Source organism: Streptomyces sp. NPDC002676 (genome assembly GCF_053592455.1).
The window spans coordinates 244,437-268,846 of record NZ_JBSFVT010000005.1; the positions used below are offsets into that span (position 1 = coordinate 244,437).

The window sequence follows — 24,410 nt, forward strand, 5'->3', positions numbered from 1 at the left end:
GCTCAGTCGAGGAAGGCGAGCAGTGCGGTGTTGACCTCGTCGGCGTGGGTCCAGATCAGGCCGTGCGGGCCGCCGGGCACGATCGTCAGCTCGGCACCGGCGATGCGCTGGGCGAGGGGAATCGCGGTGGCCTCGACAGGCAGGGTGCGGTCGGCGTCGCCGTGGATGATGAGGGTGGGCACGTCGATGCGCGGCAGGTCCGCGCGGAAGTCCGTGAGCCAGGCCTGGACGCAGTCGAGGGTGCCCTTGGCGGAGGCACTGACGGCTACGTTCCAGGCGGCCTGGACCGCCTGTTCGCTGACGCGCTCGCCGCCGAGCACGTCGACGTTGTAGAAGTCGGCGAGGAACGCAGTCATGAACGCGAACCGGTCGGCGGCGATGGCCTCTTCGATGCCCTTGAAGACGCTCCCGTCCACCCCGTCCGGATTGTCGTCCGTCTTCAGGAGGAAGGGCGGGACGACTCCGATCATGACGGCCTTGGCGATACGGTCGGAGCCGTACGTGCCGAGGTAGCGGGTCACCTCGCCGCTGCCCATGGAGAAGCCGACGAGGACGGCGTCGCGCAGGTCAAGGGTGGTGAGCACCTCGTTCAGGTCGGAGGCGAAGGTGTCGTAGTCGTAGCCGTCGGCGGGCTGGTCGGAGCGGCCGAAGCCGCGCCGGTCGTAGGTGATGACCCGGTGGCCGGCGGCGAGGAGTGCGGCGGTCTGCTTCTCCCAGGAGGCCCCGTTGAGCGGCCAGCCGTGGATCAGCACGACGGGCTGTCCGGTGCCGTGGTCCTCGTAGTACACGTTGGTGGGTGCGGAGCCGCCTTCGGCGACCTTGATGAACGGCATGATGTGCTCCTGCTGTTGGTGAATTTCGAAATGAAGGGGTGGATGTCGCCTCAGAGGCCGCCCGTACCGCGATGCCCGCCTCGCGTGCAGAGCGTTCGGTGAGACCGAAGCTCGCGACTTCGGGATGGGTGAAGACAGCCTGCGGGACGGCGACGTGATCGGCCTGCGCGCTCCGGGCCTGCCAGTCGCCAGTGCCGGCCCGGCGGCCGGCGGCTCGCTCGGCGATCGCCGCGGCGCAAGCCCGGGCCTGGTACTTGGCCATGTGGGTCAGCGGCGCACGGTGATTGACGTCGCCGACGGCGTAGAGCCAGTCACCGTCCAGGGCGGTGACGCGACAGGTGTCGTCGACGCGGAGCCAGTCTCCGACCGGCACTCGCCGCCCGGCCCGCCGCCGATCACGACGACGTCGTACGCGTCCTCCATCAGCTGCGCACCAGGGGGGTGTCCACGAGGTGCTCGGCCAGGAACCACACCTGTGCCTCGCCGGTGCGGATGACCTCCGAGACGAGCAGGTCGGTGCTGCCCTCGTCGCCCTCTGTCGAAAGCCGGGCAGCAGCGTCGCGCGCGTCGATGAGGATGCGCTCGTGCGCGTCGAGGAGACGGGACAGCATGACGGGGACCTTCTCCACGCCGTCCGGCGGCCGAGGGATCGTCGTCAGCTCAGCGACGTGGCGCGGGTCGCCGACGGCGACGCCGCCGAGGCTCTGGATCCGCTCGGCCAGCGCGTCCACGATGGCCAGTTGGGCCTCCGCGTGCTTGTCCAGCATGAGGTGGAGCGAGTAGAAGGTGGCCCCGCGCATGAGCCAGTGGTGCTTCTTGTAAAGGGAGTACAGGATCTGCGTCTCGGCGAGTACGCGGTTGAGTCGCTGGCAGGCGTACATGCGGGTGTCGTGGCCGAGGCCGATCGGCAGCTGCTTGAGCGTGCCGAACGCCTGGGTCTCGGCGCCCTTCTGGTGCAGCAGCGGCTGGACGCCGCCGGTCGGGGGTGCGGTGGTGGGTGTGGTGATCGCGGTGTCCATCAGCTACTCCTGGTCGGGAAGGTGGTAGGGCCGGCTGCCCGGGCGGGGGCGCGGGGCGCCCGGAGCCGGTCTGCGCGGCTCGCGCTCAGCGCGTGCCGGTGGCGGCCCGCGCCGCCGCCGGGGCCGGGCGGTGCAGGACGAGCCGGGTCAGCAGGCCGCTGCCGAGACCGGCCACGAGCGCGACGGCCGCCCACCACAGGGGGTACGGCGTGAGACCGAGGACCGCGTCGAGGGACCAGGCTCCGGGGCCGGTGGCGGCGAGGGCGGCGGCGGTGCCGATGAGGACGAGCGGGTACTCGTACCCGTCGTTCTGCACCCAGAGGCCGTTATGCCATTTCACCGTGAGAGCGACCGTCATGACCCCGATGGCCCCGGTCGCGGCGAGCGGGGTCATGAGGCCGGCCGCGAGCAGCAGACCCGATCCGATCTGGCCGCTGCCCGCCGCCAGGGCCGTGAGGACTCCGCCGCGGAAGCCGTCGGCGCGGAACTCCTGCGTGCCGCCCTCGAGTCCCCTGCCGCCCAGGTGCGAGCTGATCTTCTGCACCCCATGGCCGGCGACGAGCAGGCCGACCAGCAGACGCAGGATCAGAATGCCGGTGTCCAAGGAGGTCAGCCGGCCGCGTGCGCGCCGATGACGCTCTGCGCGTACACGACGCCCAGGCCGTACGCGCCCGCGTGGGCCTTGACGATCTCCATGACCGCACCGTACGTCTCCTGGCGCGCCCAGTCGCGCTGCAGCTCCAGGAGCACCTGCACCCAGGTCACCGGCACCGCGCCGGCGGCGATCATCCGCTGGAGCGCGTGCTCGTGTGCGGCCGGGCTGACGCCGCCGGAGGCGTCGGAGACCACGTACACCTCGTATCCCTGCTCCAGCGCGGAGAGCGCGGGCAGCACGAGGCAGACCTCGGTCCACAGGCCGGAGAGGATGATCTTCTTGCGCCCGGTCGCCTTGACCGCCGCCACGAGCGCCTCGTCCTCCCAGGCGTTCATGGTCGTGCGGTCGATGACCTCGTGCTTGGGGAAGACGTCGGCAAGCTGGGGCAGCAGGGGCCCGGAGAACGACTCGGCGGCGACCGTGGTCAGGACGGCCGGGACATCGAAGGCCTGAGCCGCCTTGGCGAGACCCACGGTGCTGTTGATGATCGCGGCGCGGTCGCCGCTTCCGGTGCCGAAGAACATCTGCGGCTGGTGGTCCACGAAGAGCATGACGGCGTTGTCGGGCGTAAGGAGATCCGCACTCGGGGCAGCCTGCACCTTGGCGATGTCGAACATGAGGGGTCCTTTTCGGAGCGATCGGTACGGTGCCGTCCGCGTCTCGCGGCCCGGCACACCCCGAAGCTACGACCGGCCGACCGACCGACTTTTCTCCCTGTGCCCAGGAGTTGGCACGACAGCGCACTACCCCGCTCACTCTGGTGACGACCATTGCCACCCCGGCACCCCGCATGGCCGGCAGTTCAGTCGGCTCGCACTGCAGCGGATCGCTACTCGTCGTCTGTCAGGCGGGACTTGAGTCCGCCGCGCCGAGCGTCTCGCGGAGCCACTGCTCGACCTCCGCGACGTGCACCGTCGCCCACGCCTGGGCGAGTTCGGGGCGCCGGGCGGCGACGGCCTCGTAGATCGCCCGGTGCTGCTGCCTGGTCCGTGCCACAGCGCCCTCCTCCGTCCGGCCGCGCCACAGCCGGGCCCGCGCGGTCGGTCCGGACAGGCCGTCGATCAGCGAGCAGAGCACCGCGTTGCCCGAGCCCGCCGCCAGCTTGCGGTGGAACTCGAGGTCGTTGTCGATCAGGGCTTCGAGCGAGGTGTCGTCGTCCAGGCGGTCGAGCACCGCGCCGAGCGCGGCGATGTCCTCGTCCGGCATCACGCGGGCGGCCATGGCCGCGGCGGCCGGTTCGAGGATCCGCCGTACCTCCAGGAACTGAAGGACGGTGTCGTCCTGCTGAAGGTCGGCGGCGAACGCCAGCGCGTCGAGCAGCAGCTCGGGCTCCAGGCTCGTCACATACGTGCCGTCGCCCTGGCGCACGTCGAGGACCCGGACGAGCGAGAGCGCCTTCACCGCCTCGCGCAGGGAGTTGCGGGAGAGGCCGAGCCGCTCGGCCAGGTCGGCCTCGCGTGGGAGCCGGGAGCCCGGGCGGAGCTCACCGCTGACGATCATGGCCTTGATCTTCTCGATCGCCTCGTCGGTGACCGGCACGGTACCGCCTCTCTCATGTTCCGGGTCTGTGCAGGATAGGCGACGGTCCTGCGGGTGGCCGCAGGCCGTAGACGGCTGCCGCGTTCTCGTGGAAGACCGCGTCCTTCTCGGCCGGGCTGAGCCGGTCGGTGAGGCGGTCGGCGATCCGGACGACCTCGCCGTAGCCGGCCTGGAGCGTGCAGACGGGCCAGTCCGAGCCGAAGAGCAGCCGTCGCGGGCCGAAGGCGTCCAGCACGGTGTCGGCGTAGGGGGCGAGGTCCTCGGTGCGCCAGTTGCCGGGGGCGGCCTCGGTGACCATGCCGGAGAGTTTGCACACGGTGTTGGGCAGGGCGGCCAGGCGGCGTACGTCGGCGGCCCAGGGGGCGAGCGCTCCCGTGGCGATCGGCGGCTTGCCGAGGTGGTCGAGGACGAAGGTCAGCCCGGGGTGCCGGTCCGCGGCGTCGGCCGCCGCGGCCAGTTGGTTGGGCGTGACCACGAGGTCGTAGGCGAGCCCGGCCTCCGCGACGGCGGCCAGGCCGCGCCGTACGTCCGGACGCAGCAGCCAACCGGGGTCGGGTTCCTCCTGGACCTGGTGGCGGATGCCCACCAGCCGGTCCCCGCCCGGCTGTTCGCGCAGAGCGGCGATCGCGTCGACGACGTCCGGGGCGGTGAGGTCGGTCCAGCCGACGACTCCGGCGACCAGGTCGCTGCCGGCGGCGAGGGCCAGCAGTTCGGGTGTCTCGTCGGGCACGCAGACGGTCTGGACGACGACGGTGGCGACCACACCGGCCACACGCGCCTCGCCGGCAAGGTCCCCCACCGAGAACGAGCGGGCCAGCGGGGTGAGGTCCTCTCCCCTGATCCACGGCTGAGGACGCACCGTCAGGTCCCAGACGTGGTGGTGCGCGTCGATGACCGGTCGGCCCGTCACAGCTGCCACACCACCGGGAGCCCGGCGGCACGGATGGCGGCGGGCCGGAGGGTCAGGCACATCCGGCCGTTGCCCTCGGACTCCACCACGACGACGGTGCCGGTGTCGGCGACGGCGAAGTTGGCGCCGGAGACGGCGACCTTGGCGGTGAGGAACTTGTGGCGGAGGTGGCGGCGGGCGGCCTCGGCGAGTTCGGCCGGGTCGTCCCCGAGGCCGTCGGGCACAGGCTGCCCCCAGCGGCCGATCTCGGCGGCGAAGAGGTCGCGGATCTCGGTGCGGTTCTTGTGGATCGCGGGAACGAGGATGTGGGAGGGGCGGTCGTCGCCGAGCTGGACGATGAGTTCGGCGAGGTCGGTCTCGTAGGCGGTGATCCCGGCGTCGGCCAGGTGTTCGTTGAGGCCGGTCTCCTGGGTGGCCATGGACTTGACCTTGACGACCTCCCGTTCGCCGGTGGCCTCCACCAGTGCGGTGACGATGTGGTTGGCCTCGGCGGCGTCGCAGGCCCAGTGGACGGTGCCGCCCGCGGCGGTGACCGACTCCTCCAACTGCACCAGGTACCGGTCGAGATGGCGCGCGGTGCGCCTCTTGATCGCGGCGGCCGACTCGCGCAGCGCCTCCCAGTCGTCCAGCTCCGCGGCGACGGCGAGGCGCTTGTCGCGGATGGTGGAGGTGGCCCGCTTCAGGTTGGCGCGCAGCTGGGTGTTCTTCAGTTCCTCACGGGCGGCAGCGGGGAAGGACGGGGAGCCGAGCCAGACGACCCCGCGGTCGCCGTGGCCGCTCATCGGTCGTCCCCTTCGCCGGTCGCGAGGATCTCGGCCAGGTACATGGTGCGTACGGCACTGCCCTGGCGGGACAGGCCGCCTCCGATGTGCATCAGGCAGGAGTTGTCGGCGGCGCACAGCACCTCGGCACCGCTGTCCAGGACCTCGCAGGCCTTGTCGGCCAGCATCGCGCTGGACGTCTCGGCGTTCTTGACCGCGAAGGTGCCGCCGAACCCGCAGCACGAGTCGGCGGCGGGGAGGTCGGCCAGCTCGATGTCCCTGACCGCGCACAGCAGTTGGAGCGGCCGGTCGCCGAGACGCAGCCCGCGCAGCGAGTGACAGGTGGGGTGGTAGGCGACACGGTGCGGGAAACGCGCGCCCACATCGGTGACGCCCAGCACGTCGGTGAGGAACTCGGTGAACTCGTGGACGCGGGGCACCAGGTCGGCTACCTGTCGCTGGAGGGCGCCGGATCCGTGGTCCCGGGCCAGCACGGGGTGGTAGTCGCGGATCATGCCGGCGCAGGAGGCGGACGGGGTGACCACGGCGTCGTACTCGGCGAAGGTCCGCGCGAAGCGCTCCACCAGGGGGACGGCGTCCGGCCGGTAGCCGGTGTTGAAGTGCATCTGCCCGCAGCAGGTCTGCTCCTGCGGGAAGTCGACGGTGTGGCCGAGGCGCTCCAGGACGGTCACCACGGCCCTGCCCGTTTCCGGGAAGAGGGTGTCGTTGAAGCACGTGAGGAACAGGGCGACGCGCATCAGCCGGCCTCCCCGGGAGTCGGGACGTCGGCGGGGAGCAGCCCTCGTTCCTTGAGGTCCGCCCACAGCGCGTCCGGGACGGGATGGTCGAGCAGGGCGGCGGCGTCCCGTGCCTCGGCCGCGCTGCGGGCGCCGACGAGGACGCTCGCGACGGCCGGATGCCCGAACGGGAAGCGCAGGGCTGCGGCGCGCAGCGGCACCCCGTGCTGCTCACACACCGCCTTGAGGTCCAGCGCCCTGGTCAGCAGGTCTTCAGGCGCGGTGGTGTAGTCGTACGTCGCACCGGGCCGCGGGTCGGCGAGCAGGCCGGAGTTGAAAACGCCTCCGATGACGACGCCGACGCCCCGCTCGGCGGAGAGCGGCAGCAGTTCGGCCAGGCCGCGCTGGTCGAGGAGGGTGTAGCGGCCGGCCAGCAGGACGGCGTCGATGTCCGTCTCGCGGACGAAGCGGGCGAGCAGCCCGGCCTGGTTCATGCCGACGCCGATCGCGCCGACCGTTCCCTCGGCGCGCATCCGCGCCAGCTCGGGGTATGCCTCGGTGAGGGCCTGCGGTGCGTGGTCGTCCGGGTCGTGGAGGTAGACGACGTCGATCCGGTCCAGGCCGAGCCGCTCCAGGCTCTCCCCGATCGACCGCCGCACACCCTTCGCGCTGAAGTCCCAGCGCCGACGGTGGGTGGCGGGGACGGCGAAACCGTTGGCGAGGTCGTCGCCCGGGGCTCCCGGGGTCGGTTCCAGGACGCGCCCGACCTTGGTGGACACCACGTACTCGCTCCGCGGCCGGGAGCGCAGTGCGTCGCCGAGGCGCCGCTCGGACAGGCCAAGGCCGTAGTGCGGAGCGGTGTCGAAGTACCGTATGCCCGCGTCCCAGGCGGCGTGAAGGGCCTGCTCGGCCTCGGCGTCGGTGACGGCGGTGTACAGGTTGCCGATCCCGGCCGCGCCGAAGGCCAGCTCGCTGACCCGTACCGTGCTGCGGCCGAGCGTGTTCTGGCGCAGGGTCACGGCGTCGCCTCCGGTCGCAGGCGCAGGCCGGCCATGCCGCCGTCCACGGCGAGGACGGTGCCGGTGGTGCTGCCGGCGGCCGGGGAGGCGAGGTAGGCGATGGCGGCGGCCACCTCCTGGGCGGTGACCAGCCGTCCGGTGGGCTGGCGGCCGTTCAGGGCTGCGCGTTCGGCGGCCGGATCGGCGGCGGCGTCGAGCAGCCGGCCGACCCAGGGGGTGTCGACCGTGCCGGGGTTGACGCAGTTGACCCGGATGCCCTCGCGGACGTGGTCGGCGGCCATGGCCAGGGTGAGGGACAGGACCGCGCCCTTGCTGGCCGAGTACAGGGCGCGTTGCGGCAGGCCGGCGGTGGCGGCGATGGAACAGGTGTTGACGATCGAGGCGGAGGCGGAACGGCGCAGGTACGGCAGGGCGGCCCGGGTGGTGCGGACGACGCCGAGCACGTTGACGTCCAGGACGCGGTGCCACTGCTCGTCCGGGTTGTCCTCCACGGTTCCGGCGGCCCCGATGCCGGCGTTGTTGACCAGGATGTCGATCCCGCCGAGTGCTTCGGCCGCTCCTCGTACGGCGGAGCGGACCGAGTCGTCGTCGCAGACGTCGGCGGTGAAGCCGCGCAGGGGGGCGGGGGCGCCGCTCGGGTCGAGGTCGAGGACGGCGACGTCCGCGCCCCGCTCGGCGAGCAGCCGGGCGGTGGCCAGGCCGATGCCGGAGGCACCGCCGGTGACAAGGGCGGTGAGGCCGTTCAGTTCGGTGGTCATGCGTGCGCCTCCGTCCCGGATTCCGCGGCAGCGAGGTCGGCTGTCCAGAACGTGCCGTCGGGGTAACGGTAGGTGTCGATGGCCGCCTGATGCAGGGCGGCGGAGAACCCGGGCGCGGTCGGTGCCACGTAGCGACCACCCCGGATCCTCGCCGGGTCGAGGAAGTGCTCGTGCAGATGGTCGGCGAACTCGATCGCCCGGCCCTCCGTGGTGCCGGAGAGCGCGACGTAGTCGAACATCGACAGGTGCCGGACGAGTTCGCACAGGCCCACGCCGCCGGCGTGCGGGCAGACCGGGATGCCGAACTTTGCGGCGAGCAGCAGGATGGCGAGGTTCTCGTTGACGCCGCCGACGCGGGTCGAGTCGAGCTGGAGGAAGTCGATCGCCTCGGCCTGGAGGAGCTGCTTGAAGACGATCCGGTTCTGCACGTGCTCGCCGGTGGCGACCTTGACGGGGTGGACGCCGCGTCGGACGGCGGCGTGACCGAGGATGTCGTCCGGGCTGGTGGGTTCCTCGATCCAGTACGGGTCGAACTCCGCGAGCGCGTTCGTCCACGCGATCGCCTCGGCGACGTCCCAGCGTTGGTTGGCGTCGATCGCCATCCGGATGTCCGGTCCCACGGCTTCGCGGGCGGTGCGACAGCGGCGGATGTCGTCCTGAAGGTCTGCGCCCACCTTGAGCTTGATCTGGGTGAAGCCTGCGGCAACGGCCTGCTTGGCGAGTCGGGTGAGCTTCTCGTCGGAGTAGCCGAGCCACCCGGGCGTGGTCGTGTAGGCCGGATAGCCGTGCTGCAGCAGGTGGGCGGCTCGCTGGGGCGCGCCCTGCTTGCCCTTTGCCAGCAGGTCCAGGGCCTCGTCGGGGGTGAGGGCGTCGCCGATGTGACGGAAATCGACCTGCGACACGAGCCACTCGGGGTCTGCGTCGGCGAGGAGCTGCCACAGGGGCTTGCCCTCCCGCTTGGCCGCGAGGTCCCAGACCGCGTTGACGACCGCCCCGATGGCCATGTGCATCACGCCCTTCTCCGGCCCGAGCCAGCGCAGCTGGCTGTCGCCGACGAGGTCGCGGTACAGGGTGCCGGGGTCGGCGCACAGCTCGGCGACCGGCCGTCCGACGACGTACTCGCGCAGCGCGTCGATGGCCGCGACCTGGACATCGTTGCCGCGGCCGATGGTGAAGGTGAAGCCGTGGCCTTCGTGCCCGCCCGCCGAGGTACGCAGGACCACGTAGGCCGCGGAGTAGTCGGGATCGGGGTTCATGGCGTCGGACCCGTCGAGTTCCCGGGAGGTGGGGAACCGTACGTCGTAGGTGTCGGCGGCGGTGATCCGCGCCGTGCTGTCGGTCAACTCGAGGCCTTTCACGCGTCGATGAACGCCTGGCGCTGGGTGCCGAGGCCGTCGATGGACAGCTCGACCACGTCGCCCGCGCGCAGGTACGGGGTGCCGGGCAGGCCCAGGGCCACGCCGGCCGGGGTGCCGGTGTTGATGACGTCGCCGGGGCGCAGCACCATGTACTGGCTCAGGTACCAGACGAGGTATGTCACATCGAAGATCATGTTCTTGGTGTCGCCGTCCTGGCGTGTGCCGCCGTTGACGGACAGGCGCAGGCCCAGTGCCTGGGGGTCGCCGACCTCGTCGGGCGTCACCAGCCAGGGGCCGAGCGGGTTGAAGGTCTCGCAGGACTTGCCGAGGTCCCACTGGGGGGAGTACTCGAGCTGGAACTCCCGCTCGGAGACGTCGTTGCTGATCGCATAGCCGGCGATGTGGCCGGCCGCCTCGGCCGGGCTCTCCAGGTAGCGGGCCTCGCGTCCGATGACGACGGCGAGCTCGACCTCCCAGTCGGTCTTCACCGAACCGCGCGGGATGAGCACCCGGTCGTAGGGTCCCACCACGGTGGAGGGGTCCTTCATGAAGACCACCGGCCGCTCGGGCACGGCCGCGCCCGTCTCCTCGGCGTGGTCCCGGTAGTTGAGACCGACGCAGACCACCTTGCCGGGCCGGGCGACGGGAGCGCCGACGCGTATCCCGTCGGTGTCCAGTTCGGTCAGCTCCCCGCGGGCGAGCGCGGTCCGCACCCGGTCGATCCCGCCCGAGGCCAGGAAGGCCCCGTCGATCTCCTCGGTCACCCCCGACAGTGCGAACGTCCGGCCGTCGTCGGCGAGTACGGCCGGGGTCTCCTCCCCCGGCGCCCCGATCCGCAGCAGCTTCATGTCTCTCCCTCCCATCGATGCGTGAACCCGGCCTCCGCCTCCCATAGACATCGGATGAATCAGCGCGGCATGACCATACGGCCCTGCTAAGGCAAGGCGCAAGGAGTCATCCGACGACTTCGCCCAGATCAGCGATCGCTCAGGAATGGAGGCGACACGGGAACGGGCGGTGCAACTTCGCGATCACGCTGCACACCGTCCATGAAGAGAGCTTTCATCCGATGTCTAAGGGGTGCAGGGATGCGTTGACGACGTCGCGGGCGGTACGGGGTCAGCGGGTCACGGACAGCCGGTATGCCGTACCCGCGTGAGCCTCGATGCGCAGGCGCGGTCCGGGCGGGGCCTGGACGACCTCGGCGTCGACCGGTGCGCCCGTGCCGTCGGTGACCGTGGGGTGCGGGGTGCCGGACGGCAGCTGGAGGGTGAGGGTACGGCTTCGGGCCACCTCCAGGACGGCCTCGGCCAGGACTCCCCCGGCCCACCTGAGGCCGACAACGGCCCCGCCCCTGGCGCGAAGACCGGTTGCCGAGCCGCTGGGCCAGGCCGACGGCAGTGCGGGCAGCAGCCGCAGGATGCCGTTGTGACTCTGCATCAGCATCTCGGTGATGGCGGCCGTACTTCCGAAGTTCCCGTCGATCTGGAAGAGGTCCGGCGGGTGCAGGCCGAGCAGGTTGGGGGCGGTGAACTGCGCCAGTTGGGCCTGCACGCTGTGGTGGGCGAGGTCCGCGTCGCCCAGACGGGCTGCCAGTGCGCACACCCAGGCACGGCTCCAGCCGGTGCTGCCGCCGCCGTGCTCCAGTCGGCGGGCGAGGGCCAGCCGGGCCGGCCCGGTGAGGGCGGGTGCGGTGAGCGGGTCGATCGCGCTGCCGGGGTACAGGCCGTAGAGGTGGGACAGATGCCGGTGGCCGGGGTCCTCCTCGGGGAGGTCTTCCCACCATTCGAGCAGGCGCCCGCGGTCGTCGGTGCGTGGTGGGCGCAGGCGGGCCCGTGCCGCGTCCAGGGCGTCGGCGAGATCGTGGTCCACTCCCAGGAGGCGGGCGGCCTCGGCGGTGCTGGTGAGGAGTTCGGCGGCAAGCCAGTAGTCCAGGGTGGCCCCGGCCGACACGGCGGCCAGGCTGCCGTCCGGCAACCGGAAGCGGTGTTCGGGCGAGGTGGACGGGCAGGTGACCAGCCGGCCCTCCCCGTCCTCGGTGAGGAAGTCCAGCAAGAACTCCGCGGCGCCACGCATCAGCGGGTAGGCCCGCCGGGCCAGGAAGTCGCGGTCGCTGTCGAAGAGGTACCGCTCCCACAGGTGTGCGCAGAGCCAGGCACCCGCCATGGGCCAGTTCGCCCACACCGGTGAGCCCGACACCGGGTGGGTGCCGCGCCACAGGTCGACGTTGTGGTGGACGGTCCAGCCGCGGGTGCCGTAGTAGGTGGCCGCCGTGTGGGCGCCCGTCTCCGCCAGCTCGGCGATCAGGTCGAAGAGCGGTTCGTGGCAGGCGGCGAGTGCGGTGGTCTCGGCATGCCAGTAGTTCATCTGCAGGTTGATGTTGGTCGTCCAGTTGGAGTTCCACGGCGGGGCGACCTCGGTGTTCCAGATGCCCTGCAGGTTGGCGGGCTGGGTGCCGGGGCGTGAGGACGCGATCAGCAGGTAGCGGCCGTACGCGAACAGGAGGGCCGCCAGCCCCGGGTCGTCCTGGCCGGCCCGTACCGAGGCGAGCCGTTCGTCGGTGGGGAGGTCCCGTCCCGCCGGGCCGTCGTCCCCCAGCCGCAGTGCCGCACGGCGGTACAGCCGCTGGTGGTCGGCTACGTGTTCGGCGAGCAGCCGCTCGTACGGCCGGCCGGCAGCGGCGTCGAGCAGCCGCCGGACGGCGGCGACGGGTCCGTCGTCGGGGCCGACGGGGGGTTCGGTGTGCCCGCGGTAGCCGGTCTCGGCCGCGACCAGGAGGAGCACCTCGTCCGCTCCGTCCACCGTCACCGTGTCGTCCGCCCGCTCGACCCTGCCGCCCGTGGCGACCACGAGGAGTCCCGCTGCGAAGCCCATGCCCTCGCCGTCGGAGTAGTGGACGAGGTCGTCCGCTCCGAAGGCGATGTGCGAGGGCGCCCGCCCCGACACCACCGACAGGCCCGGGCCGCCGGTATGGCGGGCGTTCGGGTGAGGCGTGCCGAGCCGCGCGGCCAGGTCGATCCGTCCGCCCGGGGTGGCGGTGATCCGGGTGACGAGGACGCCGGCCGGCGCGGACAGGAAGGACTCACGAAGGTACTCCGCCTCGCCGGCCCGGTACGAGACCCGGTGGACGGCGGTGTCGAGGTCGAGCGACCGCACGTAGTCGACGGCCTGTTGTGGGCCGCCGAACGTCAGCCGGAGCGTTGCGAGCGGCTGGTACGCCTCCGTGTAGGGGCCCTGCATCCGCTCGGCCAGCGCCTCGGCGGCGGCGTAGTCGCGGTCGGCGAGCACGGCCGCGCGCAGCGGTTCCAGGTGGTCGGCCGCGCCGGCGCGGTCGCGCGGGCCGGGGCCGCCGGACCACAGGGTGTCGGCGTTGAGGTGGACGGTCTCTCCCGCACGTCCCTGGTCCCCTGCCCCGTAGAGCATCGCACCGACGCGGCCGTTGCCCAGGGGCAGCGCCTCCAGGAAGGAGGCGGCCGGCCGGCGGTACCACAGGCGGTCCGGAGCGGGGACGCGGTCCATCGACAACTGAGGTGTCCTTTCGAGGAGTTCGGCTGCCGCCTCGCGAGAAGACCCGGCCGGTCAAGGCGCTCGGCGGCACCCTGACCGTGGGGCCCGCGCCCGGAGCCGGCCGGCCGGTGCCGAAGGGGCGCCGGGCGGTCAGGCCGAAGGGGCGCCGACCGCTCGGGCCGAGGCGGCGCCGGGCGGGCAGGCCGCGGGAGTGCCGGCCGGTCAGGCCGAGGTAGCGCCGGGCGGGCAGGTGCTGTCCCGGACGACCAGCTCGGGCCGCAGCAGCTGAAGCGAGTTGACCACGGTGCCCGACGCGGCGACGGCACGCAGCAGCAGCTCGATGGCCTGGCGGGCCATCTCCTGTTTGGGGATGGCCACGCTGGTGAGCGCCGGCCGCGCGAGCCTCACCTCGGGGTTGTCGTCGTGTCCGACGACGGACAGGTCCCTCGGCACGGAGCGGCCCGCGACCCGCGCCGCCTCCAGGGCGCCCAGGGCGAGGACGTCGTGCGTGGCGAACAGCGCGGTCAGTCGGGGGTCGGCAGCGAACGCCTCGTCCGCCGCCGCGATGCCGCCCTCGAAGGTCGGTTCGGCCGCCATGTGGACGACGGTGTCGGGGACCGTCAGACCGTCGGCGGCGAATGCCCGCCGGAACCCCGCCACGCGGGGGGCGTGGTCGGGGCTGGCCAGGACGGCCACGCGCTCGTGGCCGAGGTCGCGCAGGTGGCGTCCGGCCAGGAACCCCGCGTGCTCGTAGTCGATGGTGACCACCGGGAAGGCGACCGGGGCCTCGGTCTCCCAGGCGCACAGCGCGACCGGGAACCGGGCGTCCGCCAGCAGCGGCAGATGGTCGATCAGGTCGCGGTCCCCCGCCACCAGCAGTGCGTCGACCGAGCGGCTGGCGAGGCTGGCGAGATGCCGCCGGGCACGCTCGCCGTCGAGACGGGTGGTGCACAACAGCAGGTGGTAGCCGTGTTCCTCCAGGACGTCCTCGACGGCCTCGACGACACCGGAGTAGAAGGCACCCGTCACGGTGGGCACGAACAGGCCCACGGTCTTGGTGCTGCCGGTCGCCAGGGACCGGGCCACCAGGTTGGGCGTGTACCCGAGTTCCTCGATCGCGGCCCGGACCCGGGCAGCGGTCGCGGGGCGTACGGCCACCCGGCCGCTGATGACGTTCGAGACGGTCTGCTTCGTGACGCCGGCCCGATCGGCCACGTCCTGCATCGTCACCATGGGGCGCCCCCGAATTTGACCGGTCAATCAATCCAGCTCGAACGTAGAACCCGATCGAGCCTCAGTCAAGCCACCCCGGCCACTTTGTCACACAACTTCGCATGTCAGCCGATGCGTTGCCCGCACGTCATTGGTCAATTCTTGCGATGGCCCTTGTTTTACCGGTCAATTGAGTCCTACGGTTCCCAACCAGCCGGTCCGGATCCGGACCCTTGCCGACGCCACTCCGCACGTCCGCACGACCTTCATGCCGCCGAAAGGGACACGTCCATGCGTAGATCCACCATGCCCGCCGTCACCCGTGTCATGGGTGCCGCCGCCGCCACCGCGCTCGCCTTCGGTGTCAGTGCCTGCGGCAGCGGCGCGGGCAGCGACGGCGGGGACGCGAAGAGCTTCACCTACTGGTCCATGTGGCGGGCCGACGAGCCCCAGGCCAAGGTGCTGAAGGCCTCGATCGCCGAGTTCACCAAGTCCACCGGTATCAAGGTCGACGTCGACTGGTCCGGACGCGACATCTCGAAGAAGATCGGCCCGGCGATCGCCGCGAACCAGGCACCCGACCTGTGGGACCAGGCCAATGACGCGATCTTCGGGTCCGTCGCCTCGGCCGGTCAGGCCCGCGACCTCTCCTCCGTCCTCGCCATGCAGGTCCCCGGCGAGAACGTCCCGGTCTCCAAGGTCATCCCGGCGAAGTACTTCGACATGCTGCCGAAGGACCCGGGCGGCTCGAACCACTACGTCATCCCCTACGAGGTCGCCACCACCGGCCTCTACTACAACGCCGCCGACCCGGACACCGCCGCCGCCATGCCCGGCGCCCCGGCCGACTGGGCGGGCCTGCTCAAGGTCTGCGACAAGCTCAAGGCCAAGAAGAAGCCCTGTTTCGCCTCCGAGGGCGAGGACCCCTGGACCAACGGCCTGTACTTCGACTACCTGCTGAACGCGGGCGGCGTCGACGTCGGCAAGCTCTCCGCGGACAAGTCCGGTGCGGCCTGGGACGACCCGGCGGTGCTGAAGGCGGCACAGCAGGTCGAGCAGATCGTCAAGGGCGGCTACCTCATCCCCGGCTACGACGCGACCAAGTACCCGGCACAGGAGACCAACTGGGCCGGCGGCAAGGCCGCCTTCCTCATGAACGGCAGCTGGGTCACCGCCGAGGTCGCCAAGCAGATCCCCGCCACGTGGAAGTTCGGCTCGATCCTGCCGCCCGGGGCGAAGAGCCCCGACGCCACGCTCTTCGGGTTCTCGATCCCGAAGCGGGCCGAGCACGCCGAGCCTGCCGAGAAGTTCATCGCCTTCTTCATGCAGAAGAAGCAGATGTCGGGCATGGCGACCACCGCGCTCAACATCACCCCGCGCGAGGACATCCCGGCCCCGGCCGGGCTCGCCGACGCCCAGAAGGCGCTGAGCGCCGCGACCGTCCGACTGCCCTTCGACGGTGTCGCCGGCGAATGGCCGGCGAAGGTCCTCTACGAGAACTACCTCGACCTGTGGCACGGCAGGACCACCGCCGCGAAGTTCGTAGCGAAGTGCAAGGACGACCAGGTCTCGTACTGGAAGACGCAGGGCTGAGCCATGTCCGCTGTGCTCCACGACAGTCCCCGGACAGGTGCTGTCCGGGGAACCGTCCGGGCCTCCACCCGCCGGGGCGCCGGCCCGCACGACCGACAGCAGCGCCGGATGTTCTGGCCGTTCACCGCTCCCGCGCTCATCGTCTACGGCGTGCTCTTCCTCGCCCCGGTCGGCTACGCGTTCTGGACCAGCCTCTACAAGTGGGACGGCATGGGGCCGATGCAGTGGCGCGGTCTGCGCAACTACCAACTGCTCCTCCAGGACCCGTTCTTCCGGACTTCGCTGGTCAACACCCTGAAGCTGATGTTCATCGGCGGAACGGTCACTTTCGCCATCAGCTTCGCGCTGACCCTCGTCCTGCGTGAGATGCAGGGGCGGCTGTTCGCCAGGTCCGTGCTTTTCTTCCCCTGCCTGGTCAACGCGATGGTGTTCGGCATCGCGGCGGGATTCCTGTTCTCGCCGACCGGGCCGGTCAACCGGGCGCTGCACTTCTTCGGGGTCACCACGCCACCGAAGTGGCTGTCGACGGACAACCTGCTGCCGATGATCCTGGGCACGCTGATCTGGACCGCGACCGGCTACTACACCTCCATCATCATGGCCGCCGTCGACCAGATCCCGCCGTACCTCTACGAGGCCGCCGAACTCGACGGCGCGAACGCCTTCCAGCGTTTTCGCCATGTGACCCTGCCGTGCGCGTGGGACGTCATCTCGGTCTGCGCGGTGCTGTGGACGGTCAGCTCGGTGAAGATCTTCGAGCTCATCCTGCTGTTCGGCGGATCAAGCAGCGCCTATCCGCCGGCCGGCAGCTGGAACACCGCCCTGTACGTGTACACGGAGGCGTTCCCCCAGGCCACGATGCCGCGGCTCGGAATGGCCACGGCGGCTGCGATCGTCAGCCTGCTGATGGTCACCGTGGTGACGCTGATCCTGCGCCGGCTGATGCGCCGCGAGCCCCTCGAGTACTGAAAGGTCACAGCACATGCAAACCCCACGCGGGTCGGCCGGCCCGGCGAGACGGATCGCGATGGCGGTCGTCTGGTGCGTGGTGGCCGCGAACCTCCTGCTGATCCTCTGGATCGCCCTGACATCGCTGCGCGGCAGTTCGGACATCCTGCGGCACCCCGTCGGCCTTCCCACCCCGCCGCACTTCGCCAACTACACCAGGGCGTTCCAGGAGGGCGGGTTCGCTCGTGCGGCGCTCAACAGCGCCATCGTCGCGGTGGTCTCCTCCCTCCTGGCCGTCGCCATCGCGGCACCCTGTGCCTACGTGCTGGCGCGCCGCCGCTCGCGGGTCTCCTCCGCGCTGACGATGACCTTCGCCATGGGGCTCGGCGTCCCCGGTCAGGTGCTGGTGGTGCCGCTGTTCGTCGGCCTGGCCCACGCGAATCTGATAGACAGTCAACTCGGCCTGATCCTGGTCTACATCGGGCTGGCCATGCCTTTCACCGTCTTCATGCTGACGGGATTCTTCAGCGGGATCCCGGCGGTGCTGGAGGAGGCCGCGGCGCTGGACGGCGCCGGACCGGTCCGCAGCTTCGTGCAGGTCGTGCTCCCGGTCGCCCGCGGCGGGCTGATCACCGCGTTCCTGCTGCAGTTCATCAGCGCCTGGAACGAGACGCTGTTCGCCCTGGTCCTGACACACAGCCAGGACCAGATCACCCTGCCGGTGGCGCTGGCGGAGTTCGTCGCCGCCGCGCAGATCAACGGAATGGACTACGGAACGATGTTCGCCGGAGTCTGCATCATCCTCGCCCCGATGATCGCGCTGTTCTCCTGGATGGGGACGCGGATCATCCAGGGCATGACCGTGGGGATCGGCAAATGACCCGTGGAAACCGGCAGCCGGCTTCGACGCTGCGTACGGACGTCCTGCGGGTCGAGGGCGCCGCCGACCCGGTCGGCACGCTCCCGATCCTGCACGGCATCTCGTCGTACACCGCCGAGGGCGCCGGGATCGATGCCGAGATGCGCCGGAACCTCGCGTACGGAGCGCCGCACTCGCTGCTGCCCTACACCCGGCAGGACAGCTACGACCGCACCCGCACGGAGCGTGAACTTGCCACCGTGGTGCTGGAGAACGACGTCCTCACCGCCACGTTCCTCCCCGGCTACGGCGGCCGGCTCTGGTCCCTGGTCCACCGCCCGACCGGCCGGGAACTGCTGCACCGCAACCCGGTCCTGCAACCGGCCAACCTCGCGCTGCGTGACGCCTGGCTGGCCGGCGGCGTGGAGTGGAACCTCGGCACGACCGGTCACTGGCCGCTGACCTGCGAGCCGCTGCACGCCGTGAAGGTCAGTGCGCCGGACGACACCCCGGTGCTGCGGATGTTCGCCTTCGAGCGCTTGCGCGGCCTGGTCCTGCGGATGGACACCTGGCTGCCCGCCGGCTCACCGGTCCTGTACGTCCACGTCAGCATCCACAACCCGGCGGCGCAGGAGACCCCGGTCTACTGGTGGTCGAACATCGCCGTGCCGGAGCGTGCGGACGTGCGTGTGCTCGCACCGGCCGACCACGCCTTCCACTGCGACTACGTCAGCGACCTGAAGCGGGTGGAGTTCCCGCACCCCGGCGCCGACGACCGCAGCTACCCGGGCCGGGCCGCGGGCGCCGCCGACTACTTCCTCGACATCCCGGCCGGCGAGCGCCGCTGGATCGCCGCGCTGGACGAGACGGGGGCGGGCCTGGTCCAGACCTCCACCGGCCGGCTGCGCGGGCGCAAGCTCTTCTGCTGGGGCACGGCCACCGGCGGCAAGCACTGGCAGGAGTGGCTGTCCGGCCCGGACTGCGCCTACCTGGAGATCCAGGCGGGGCTCGCCCGCACCCAGCTGGAACACCTTCCGATGCCCGCCGGCGCCTCCTGGTCGTGGGTCGAGGCCTACGGCCTGCTGGAGGCCGATCCCCGGGCCGTCCACGGGAGTTGGGACAAGGCCCGCTCGGCCGCCTCCGACGCCCTGGACCTGCTGGTCCCGGCCACGCGGCTGGAGAGCGCCCTGGCCGAGGCCGACGCGTTCGGCGAACCCGAGGAGGTGCTGGCGGAGGGCTCCGGCTGGGCCGCCCTGGAGATCGAGGCGGGCAGGTTTCCCGCCTCGCCCCTGCTGCCGTTCGGTGCGCCGGGCACCGAACAGGAGCCCTGGCGGCGGTTGCTGGCGACCGGCACCCTCCCGGTCAGCGATCCGCCGGCCGCCCCGGTCACCGGAGCGCACTGGCGCACGCTGCTGGAGGAGAGCGCGACCGACTGGCACGCCCTGTACCACCTCGGCCTGATCCGCCTGGCCGACGGGGAGCCGGAGGCCGCGCGGGAGGCGTGGCAGCGCTCGCTCGCCGGGCAGAGGTCACCGTGGACGCTCAGGGCGCTGGCCTTCCTCGCCGGCTCGCCGCAGGAGGCCGCGGATCTCCTGGCCGAGGCGCACCGGCTGCGCCCTGGTCTGCGGGAGCTGACCGTCGAGGCACTCGACGCGCTGCTGCGGGCCGATCGCCCGAAGGCGGCCCTCGCCGTCATCGAGGCGCTGCCCGAGGGGGTCCGCGACCACGGCCGGATCCGGCTGGCCGAGGCGAACGCCGCGCACGCCTGCGGTGACGACGACCGGGTACGGCGCCTGCTGGCCGAGGGGATCCGCGTCGACAACATGCGCGAGGGCGAGGTCTCACTGGACACGCTCTGGCTCGCCGTTCATCCGGGGCAACCCGTACCACCGGCATACGACTTCCGAATGTCGGAAGGCTGAGACTCGGCCCCCTGCTCCCCCGACGCAGGGGGCCGTGGCGTACATCAGGAGGTGCGTGGGATGCGCACCTCACCACCCCACAAGGAGTACTAGTGTCAGCTCCTCGAAGAAGAGCCGTCGGCGCCTTTCTCGCCGCCGTCCTCACCGCCGCCGGCGGTACCGCGCTGGTGTCCGCACCCGCGTCGGCCGCTTCCTCCGGCACGGCCTACACGGTCACCGTCGGCTCGACCGGATCCTACGCGTACCCCACCGACACCCCGGCCGCCTCGTACATCGACAAGGACGGGACGTTCTACTTCCAGCAGTCCGCCGCCCTGTACGGCGCGAACGATCCCCGGGAGTGGGAGTTCTACACCGGCAAGGACTTCGACTCCGCCGTCAAGGCGCCGATCAGCGACGCCGTGAACCCGGCGAACAACGCCGACCGCAACAACGACACCACCTGGCGCTGCAACAACGGCCCCACCGGCGTGGAGGCCACCCCCGCCCCCGCCGGCTCCGGCTACTCCCAGAAGAACTACTGCGATCTCGTCGGCACCTGGGTCGACCCCGACACCGGCGACTGGTACGGCCTGGTGCACAACGAGTTCACCCCGCGGCCCTTCGGTGACGGACTGCACTACGACGCCATCGACTACGCGGTCTCCACCGACCAGGGCCACACCTGGACCATCAAGGGCCACGCGCTCACCTCGCCGTACAGCACCGCCCGCGGCGACAGCACCGCGTTCCCCAACCAGACCTATGACTACGGCGACGGCGACCAGCGGCTCTTCGTCGACACCGCCTCGGGCTACTTCTACGTCTACTACGGCTCCCGGATCATCCCCAAGCGTGGAGTGGGCGGCAGCAACGGCGGTCTGGCGCACGTCGCGCGTGCTCCGATCTCCGCCAAGATGGCGACCGGGTCCTGGCAGAAGTGGTACGACGGCGCCTGGTCGCAGCCCGGCGTCGGGGGCCTGGAGAGCAACATGGTGCCGGCCACCGCGAGCAACCCGAACGGCTACACACCGATCGCCGACGACTACGACCCGGCCAACACCGGGACCGTGGACCAGCAGGTGGCCGCAGGCCAACTCTCCGCGAAGTCCGACCTGTTCATCATGAACATCGCCTACGACGCCCACCTGGGCCTGTACATCGGCGAACCCGAGGTGGTCTCCGGCACCGCGCCACAGCGTTTCTACGTCACCGACGACCTCGCCACCCAGAAGTGGACCCTGATCGGCGACAGCGGCAGCTACACCTCGGGCTCCTGGTACCGCTGGTTCCTGGACAACGTGAACCGCACCGACTCCACGATCGTCGGGAAGACCTTCCGGTCCTACTGTTCGATCGCGTGCGCGTCCTCCGACGGCGAGTACGCCGACATCACCGTGGACTCGGACTCCCCCGCCGCGCCGGTCGACGTCTCCAAGACCTACGAGATCCGCAGCAGGAACGGCAGGGTCCTGTCCCAGGTCTCCGGCAGTTCGTCGACCACCTCGCTGAACCCCGCCACCCGCTCCGCCCTGGCGTCGTGGATGTTCCTGGCCAACGGTGACGGCTCCTACCAGGTCGTCAACTCCTCCACCGGCCGTCTGCTGGGCGTCGACTCGACCACCACCGCCGACCGCGCCTGGGGCACCCGTCCCACCGTCACCGCGGCCGGCAGGGGCGGCGCGACCGTCGGACAGCAGTGGTGGATACTCCCCAGCACCTCGAAGCCGGGCACCTTCCGGCTGGTCAACCGCTACAGCGGCCTGGTGATCGGCATGTCCGCCCACTCCGGCCGGCGGGCCGAGACCACGCCCGGCCGCACCTGGACCGACACCAGCGAAAGCGCGGTCGGCAAGGGACGCAGCGCCGCCGAGCAGACCCTGACCTTCACGCCGACCGGCACCGCTCCCGAGACGGTCGTCCTCAACAACCCCGGTGACCAGACCGGCGCGGCAGGGACGAAGGTCTCCCTGCAGCTGACCGCCACCGACAACGCCGGCAAGCCGCTGTCCTTCTCGGCGAGCGGCCTGCCCGCGGGCCTGTCGATCAGTTCCTCGGGCCTGATCTCCGGAACCCCGACCGCCCCCGGAACCTCCGAGGTCACCGTCACCGCCTCGTCCGGCACCGCCGGCAGCTCGGTCGCCCTCACCTGGTCGGTCAGCCGCGACTTCAGCGGGAATCACGTGCTGGTCACCGGTGGCAAGGCGCTCGACGACGCGGGCGGCAGCACCGACGCCGGGAACCAGCTGATCACCTGGACCGCCAGCGGCGGCAGCAACCAGACGTGGCGGTTCGTCCGGCAGTCCGACGGCTCCTACGAACTCGTCAACGGCACCTCGGGCATGTGCGCCGACGTCAGCGGCGGGTCCACCGCCGCGGGCGCCGAGGTGATCCAGTGGCCGTGCGGCGGCGCCGCCAACCAGCGGTGGAACGTCAAGGAGCTGGCCAACGGCTCCTACACCGTCACCTCGGCCAAGAGCGGGCTTGTGCTCACCACCGCCTCGACGTCCGACGGCGCCCTCGTGACGCAGCAGCCGGACACCGACTCGCCGCTGCAGCAGTGGTCGATCAACTGAACCGACTCCGCACGGGAGTGCGATCCTGACACCGGGTCCCCGGGGACGCTCCCCCGGGGACCCGGCGCTGTCAGCGACACCGGCGGCCGGGTCTCGCAGAGCGGCGGCGCCACTCCTGACGCTCCTGTCGACGCGCCCTACGGCAGCACCACCGCCCCGCCCACGACGCCGCCTCCGGCTACGCAAGGAGGCCCTCGTGGGCTGGGGCTTCGCCGACCCGTTCGTCGCGGTCTTCGGTCGACACCCCGTTCCCGTACTTCGGCGGCCAGAAGGCGAACCGCATCTTCGCCGAGTCCGCCCAAAACGTCGGCGCCGACTGGTCCTACCTGCCCTACCAGGTGTACGCGAACTCGGTCTTCAACGACACCGTGGGCAAGGCGTACGTCTCCTCGACCAAGCTCTCCGCCGGCCTGAACGCCTGGCAGCAGGCGAGCGTCAAGTACGGCAACGACCAGGGATTCACCGTCAACAAGTAGCGAACACGGGTGGGGCGGAGCACCGACCAGCCTCCGTCTCTCGCCGTACACGGGCATCTGAATGGCTCTGACCGGGCGTGCCTCTTCTCCTTCAGCGCAGTGCCGCCACCAGGACTGCCGCGCCGCCCGCCGCCAGGCACGCCACCGCCCAGCGCATCCAGCGGTACTTGGCGGCGAGGATGAGCCCGAGAGTGCGGGACTGCTCCAGCATCCAGCGGCCGGGGTCGCGGCCCGCGGCGAGGACCGACGCCGTCAGCTGGTCGGGGTCCACGGTGCCGTCGAGCGCGGTCACCGACGGGGCGGCCCCGGCGGCGGGCCGGGCGCCGCCGAGCCTCGGGTGTCGGGGCATGCCGGTGCGCGGCAGGATCACCAGGATCAGCATCGCGATCCCGGCCAGCCACACCGCGGCGCCGGCCGTGCCGACCGGGCCTGAGACCAGCCGCCCATGGCCGGCCGCCCCGACGAGCGCGGGCAGGGCGACGGCGCCCGACAGCAGGATCGAGGCCTTCGTGTCGGCCCGCGCGATCTCCTCGCGGACCGTGCCGAGCAGCCGTTCCACGACAAGATGGGGGCCCGGCTCGGACAGCGGTGCCCGTGTCGCGCCAAAACCGCCGGACCGCCGGTGCAGCGGACTACCCCCGGCTGCCATCGCCCTGGCCCTCGTCCTCCTGATCGCCCGAGCCGCTGCCGGACCCGCCGTCCTCCTCCCAGAAGACAGTGCGCCGGGGCTGCGTGCTCTCTGTCAGGGGCAGCGGGCCGGAGGCCACCCTGCGCGCGTTCTGGCGCAGGAACTCCACGACCACCATGGCTTGTTCGCCGAGTTCCCAGCGTTCCAGCAGCCCGCCGTCGATCAGCCGGGACATTACCTCCATCACGTCCTGGCGCTCCTCCCGCTGCTCCTTGCGGAACATCTGGCGGATCGCCTGCTGGTCCTTCGGGTCGGCGGCGATCATGCGCGCCATCATGGCGTCGTCGCCGGCCTCCAGCGCGCGCTGGAAATCGCGGGACCAGCGGTCGATGAGTTCCCTCTTGCTCTCGTCCCGGCCCAGGCTCTCGCCGTGGTCCTGGATGAGCTTGTCCGAGGAGATCGTGACGAACGCGTCCAGCTCCAGACCGAACCGCCCGCCGAGCCGCTGCCCGCTCAGCGCCTCGTGCACGGCGTCGCGGACCTTCTCGGCGTGGCGGATGGAGAACGTGCGGGAGACGTCGCGCAGCCGCTGCTCCAGTTCCGGCAGGAGCAGCGCGGCGACGTCGGAGACCTGGCTTCTCGCCACCAGGCAGGGGTCGGCCACCTGCCAGCGGACCCGCACCTCGGCGGGGAAGGACCGACCGGCCTCGGCCGCCGGCAACTGGGCCTTGAACGACACGGTATGCCAGCCCAGTTGCAGCTCGAAGGCGGTGTAGGGGCGGGTGAGCCAGCGCAGCAGGAAGCCCTCCTCGCCCTCGGGGCCCACCGCCCGGGGCGGACGGTTGCGGTAGTAGAGGACGGCCACGACCTGGGCGCTGCGGTGCCGGTACGGCCAGGCCGGCCGGTACTCGCGCAGGAACGGACCGGGCAGTTCCTGTGCCGCGGCGGGGAGTTCTCCGGCAGGCGTCGTCGGCCGCGGTGTCCAGGCGGGCGGCGCCGGGACCCCGACCGGTACGGCAGGCCGTGCCGCGGTGGCGGCGACGGGGGGTGCCGCAACGGCGGCCTGGGGTAAAGCCGTCGGGGCCGCAGGGGCGACGTGCATGGGGTTCTGGGCGTTCATC

At 71.4% G+C, this 24,410-nt stretch carries 20 protein-coding genes and 3 pseudogenes; 6 read left to right on the plus strand and 17 right to left on the minus strand.

Annotated features, from left to right (window positions below):
• Window positions 1-2: 2 nt before the first annotated feature.
• The 15 genes and pseudogenes from ACWD3E_RS17100 to ACWD3E_RS17170 form a co-directional block, all read right to left on the minus strand.
• Complete coding sequence (locus tag ACWD3E_RS17100; protein ID WP_451388347.1) at window positions 3-833, minus strand: alpha/beta fold hydrolase; 831 nt, start codon at window positions 831-833, stop codon at window positions 3-5.
• 67 nt (window positions 834-900) lie between these two features.
• Window positions 901-1,095: pseudogene (locus ACWD3E_RS17105) on the minus strand (pyridine nucleotide-disulfide oxidoreductase); the annotation flags it as partial.
• A 160-nt stretch (window positions 1,096-1,255) separates the two neighbouring features.
• A complete protein-coding gene (locus ACWD3E_RS17110) occupies window positions 1,256-1,852 on the minus strand; it encodes a Dps family protein (protein WP_451388348.1) in 597 nt (198 codons plus the stop codon).
• A gap of 85 nt (window positions 1,853-1,937) precedes the next feature.
• The gene (locus ACWD3E_RS17115; protein ID WP_451388349.1) at window positions 1,938-2,456 is read right to left on the minus strand and encodes a DoxX family protein; all 519 of its coding nucleotides are present in this window, start codon (window positions 2,454-2,456) and stop codon (window positions 1,938-1,940) included.
• A gap of 5 nt (window positions 2,457-2,461) precedes the next feature.
• Complete coding sequence (locus ACWD3E_RS17120) at window positions 2,462-3,124, minus strand: hydrolase (RefSeq protein WP_451388350.1); 663 nt, start codon at window positions 3,122-3,124, stop codon at window positions 2,462-2,464.
• A 226-nt stretch (window positions 3,125-3,350) separates the two neighbouring features.
• Complete coding sequence (locus ACWD3E_RS17125) at window positions 3,351-4,046, minus strand: FadR/GntR family transcriptional regulator (RefSeq protein ID WP_451388351.1); 696 nt, start codon at window positions 4,044-4,046, stop codon at window positions 3,351-3,353.
• A gap of 13 nt (window positions 4,047-4,059) precedes the next feature.
• The gene (locus ACWD3E_RS17130; RefSeq protein ID WP_451388352.1) at window positions 4,060-4,956 is read right to left on the minus strand and encodes an amidohydrolase family protein; all 897 of its coding nucleotides are present in this window, start codon (window positions 4,954-4,956) and stop codon (window positions 4,060-4,062) included.
• A gap of 8 nt (window positions 4,957-4,964) precedes the next feature.
• A pseudogene (locus ACWD3E_RS17135) lies at window positions 4,965-5,738 on the minus strand (LUD domain-containing protein); the annotation flags it as partial.
• Window positions 5,735-6,475, minus strand: coding sequence for a (Fe-S)-binding protein (locus ACWD3E_RS17140; protein ID WP_451388353.1), 741 nt, complete (start codon window positions 6,473-6,475; stop codon window positions 5,735-5,737). The gene ACWD3E_RS17140 and the pseudogene ACWD3E_RS17135, both read right to left, overlap by 4 nt.
• On the minus strand, window positions 6,475-7,467 hold the full coding sequence (locus tag ACWD3E_RS17145; RefSeq protein WP_451388584.1) for an aldo/keto reductase: 993 nt from the start codon (window positions 7,465-7,467) through the stop codon (window positions 6,475-6,477). Before ACWD3E_RS17145 ends, ACWD3E_RS17140 begins: the two co-directional genes overlap by 1 nt.
• A gap of 2 nt (window positions 7,468-7,469) precedes the next feature.
• Entirely contained in the window at window positions 7,470-8,231 is a 762-nt protein-coding gene (locus tag ACWD3E_RS17150; protein ID WP_451388354.1) for an SDR family NAD(P)-dependent oxidoreductase, read from the minus strand.
• Entirely contained in the window at window positions 8,228-9,574 is a 1,347-nt protein-coding gene (locus ACWD3E_RS17155; RefSeq protein WP_451388355.1) for an L-fuconate dehydratase, read from the minus strand. Before ACWD3E_RS17155 ends, ACWD3E_RS17150 begins: the two co-directional genes overlap by 4 nt.
• Window positions 9,575-9,585: 11 nt before the next feature.
• The gene (locus tag ACWD3E_RS17160) at window positions 9,586-10,437 is read right to left on the minus strand and encodes a fumarylacetoacetate hydrolase family protein (protein ID WP_451388356.1); all 852 of its coding nucleotides are present in this window, start codon (window positions 10,435-10,437) and stop codon (window positions 9,586-9,588) included.
• Between the two features lie 271 nt (window positions 10,438-10,708).
• Window positions 10,709-13,108 carry a glycoside hydrolase family 95 protein gene (locus ACWD3E_RS17165; RefSeq protein WP_451388585.1) on the minus strand — a complete coding sequence of 800 codons (2,400 nt, stop codon included), beginning with the start codon at window positions 13,106-13,108 and terminating at the stop codon, window positions 10,709-10,711.
• A gap of 210 nt (window positions 13,109-13,318) precedes the next feature.
• A complete protein-coding gene (locus ACWD3E_RS17170; protein WP_451388357.1) occupies window positions 13,319-14,329 on the minus strand; it encodes a LacI family DNA-binding transcriptional regulator in 1,011 nt (336 codons plus the stop codon).
• A 270-nt stretch (window positions 14,330-14,599) separates the two neighbouring features.
• Between ACWD3E_RS17170 and ACWD3E_RS17175 the strand changes: the two genes are divergently transcribed.
• The 6 genes and pseudogenes from ACWD3E_RS17175 to ACWD3E_RS17200 all read left to right on the plus strand — a co-directional run.
• On the plus strand, window positions 14,600-15,901 hold the full coding sequence (locus tag ACWD3E_RS17175) for an ABC transporter substrate-binding protein (RefSeq protein WP_451388358.1): 1,302 nt from the start codon (window positions 14,600-14,602) through the stop codon (window positions 15,899-15,901).
• A gap of 3 nt (window positions 15,902-15,904) precedes the next feature.
• Window positions 15,905-16,870 carry a carbohydrate ABC transporter permease gene (locus ACWD3E_RS17180; RefSeq protein WP_451388359.1) on the plus strand — a complete coding sequence of 322 codons (966 nt, stop codon included), beginning with the start codon at window positions 15,905-15,907 and terminating at the stop codon, window positions 16,868-16,870.
• A 13-nt stretch (window positions 16,871-16,883) separates the two neighbouring features.
• Complete coding sequence (locus ACWD3E_RS17185) at window positions 16,884-17,729, plus strand: carbohydrate ABC transporter permease (protein ID WP_451388360.1); 846 nt, start codon at window positions 16,884-16,886, stop codon at window positions 17,727-17,729.
• Window positions 17,726-19,630 carry a DUF5107 domain-containing protein gene (locus ACWD3E_RS17190; protein ID WP_451388361.1) on the plus strand — a complete coding sequence of 635 codons (1,905 nt, stop codon included), beginning with the start codon at window positions 17,726-17,728 and terminating at the stop codon, window positions 19,628-19,630. Before ACWD3E_RS17185 ends, ACWD3E_RS17190 begins: the two co-directional genes overlap by 4 nt.
• A gap of 92 nt (window positions 19,631-19,722) precedes the next feature.
• Entirely contained in the window at window positions 19,723-22,185 is a 2,463-nt protein-coding gene (locus tag ACWD3E_RS17195; protein ID WP_451388362.1) for an RICIN domain-containing protein, read from the plus strand.
• A 239-nt stretch (window positions 22,186-22,424) separates the two neighbouring features.
• Window positions 22,425-22,661: pseudogene (locus tag ACWD3E_RS17200) on the plus strand (sugar ABC transporter substrate-binding protein); the annotation flags it as partial.
• A 91-nt stretch (window positions 22,662-22,752) separates the two neighbouring features.
• Here the strand turns inward: ACWD3E_RS17200 and ACWD3E_RS17205 are convergent.
• Both ACWD3E_RS17205 and ACWD3E_RS17210 read right to left on the minus strand, forming a co-directional pair.
• Window positions 22,753-23,220: a Pycsar system effector family protein gene (locus ACWD3E_RS17205; protein ID WP_451388363.1), complete on the minus strand. Its 468-nt coding sequence runs from the start codon at window positions 23,218-23,220 to the stop codon at window positions 22,753-22,755.
• Window positions 23,221-23,293: 73 nt separating this feature from the next.
• Window positions 23,294-24,409, minus strand: coding sequence for a hypothetical protein (locus ACWD3E_RS17210; protein ID WP_451388364.1), 1,116 nt, complete (start codon window positions 24,407-24,409; stop codon window positions 23,294-23,296).
• Window position 24,410: the final 1 nt, after the last annotated feature.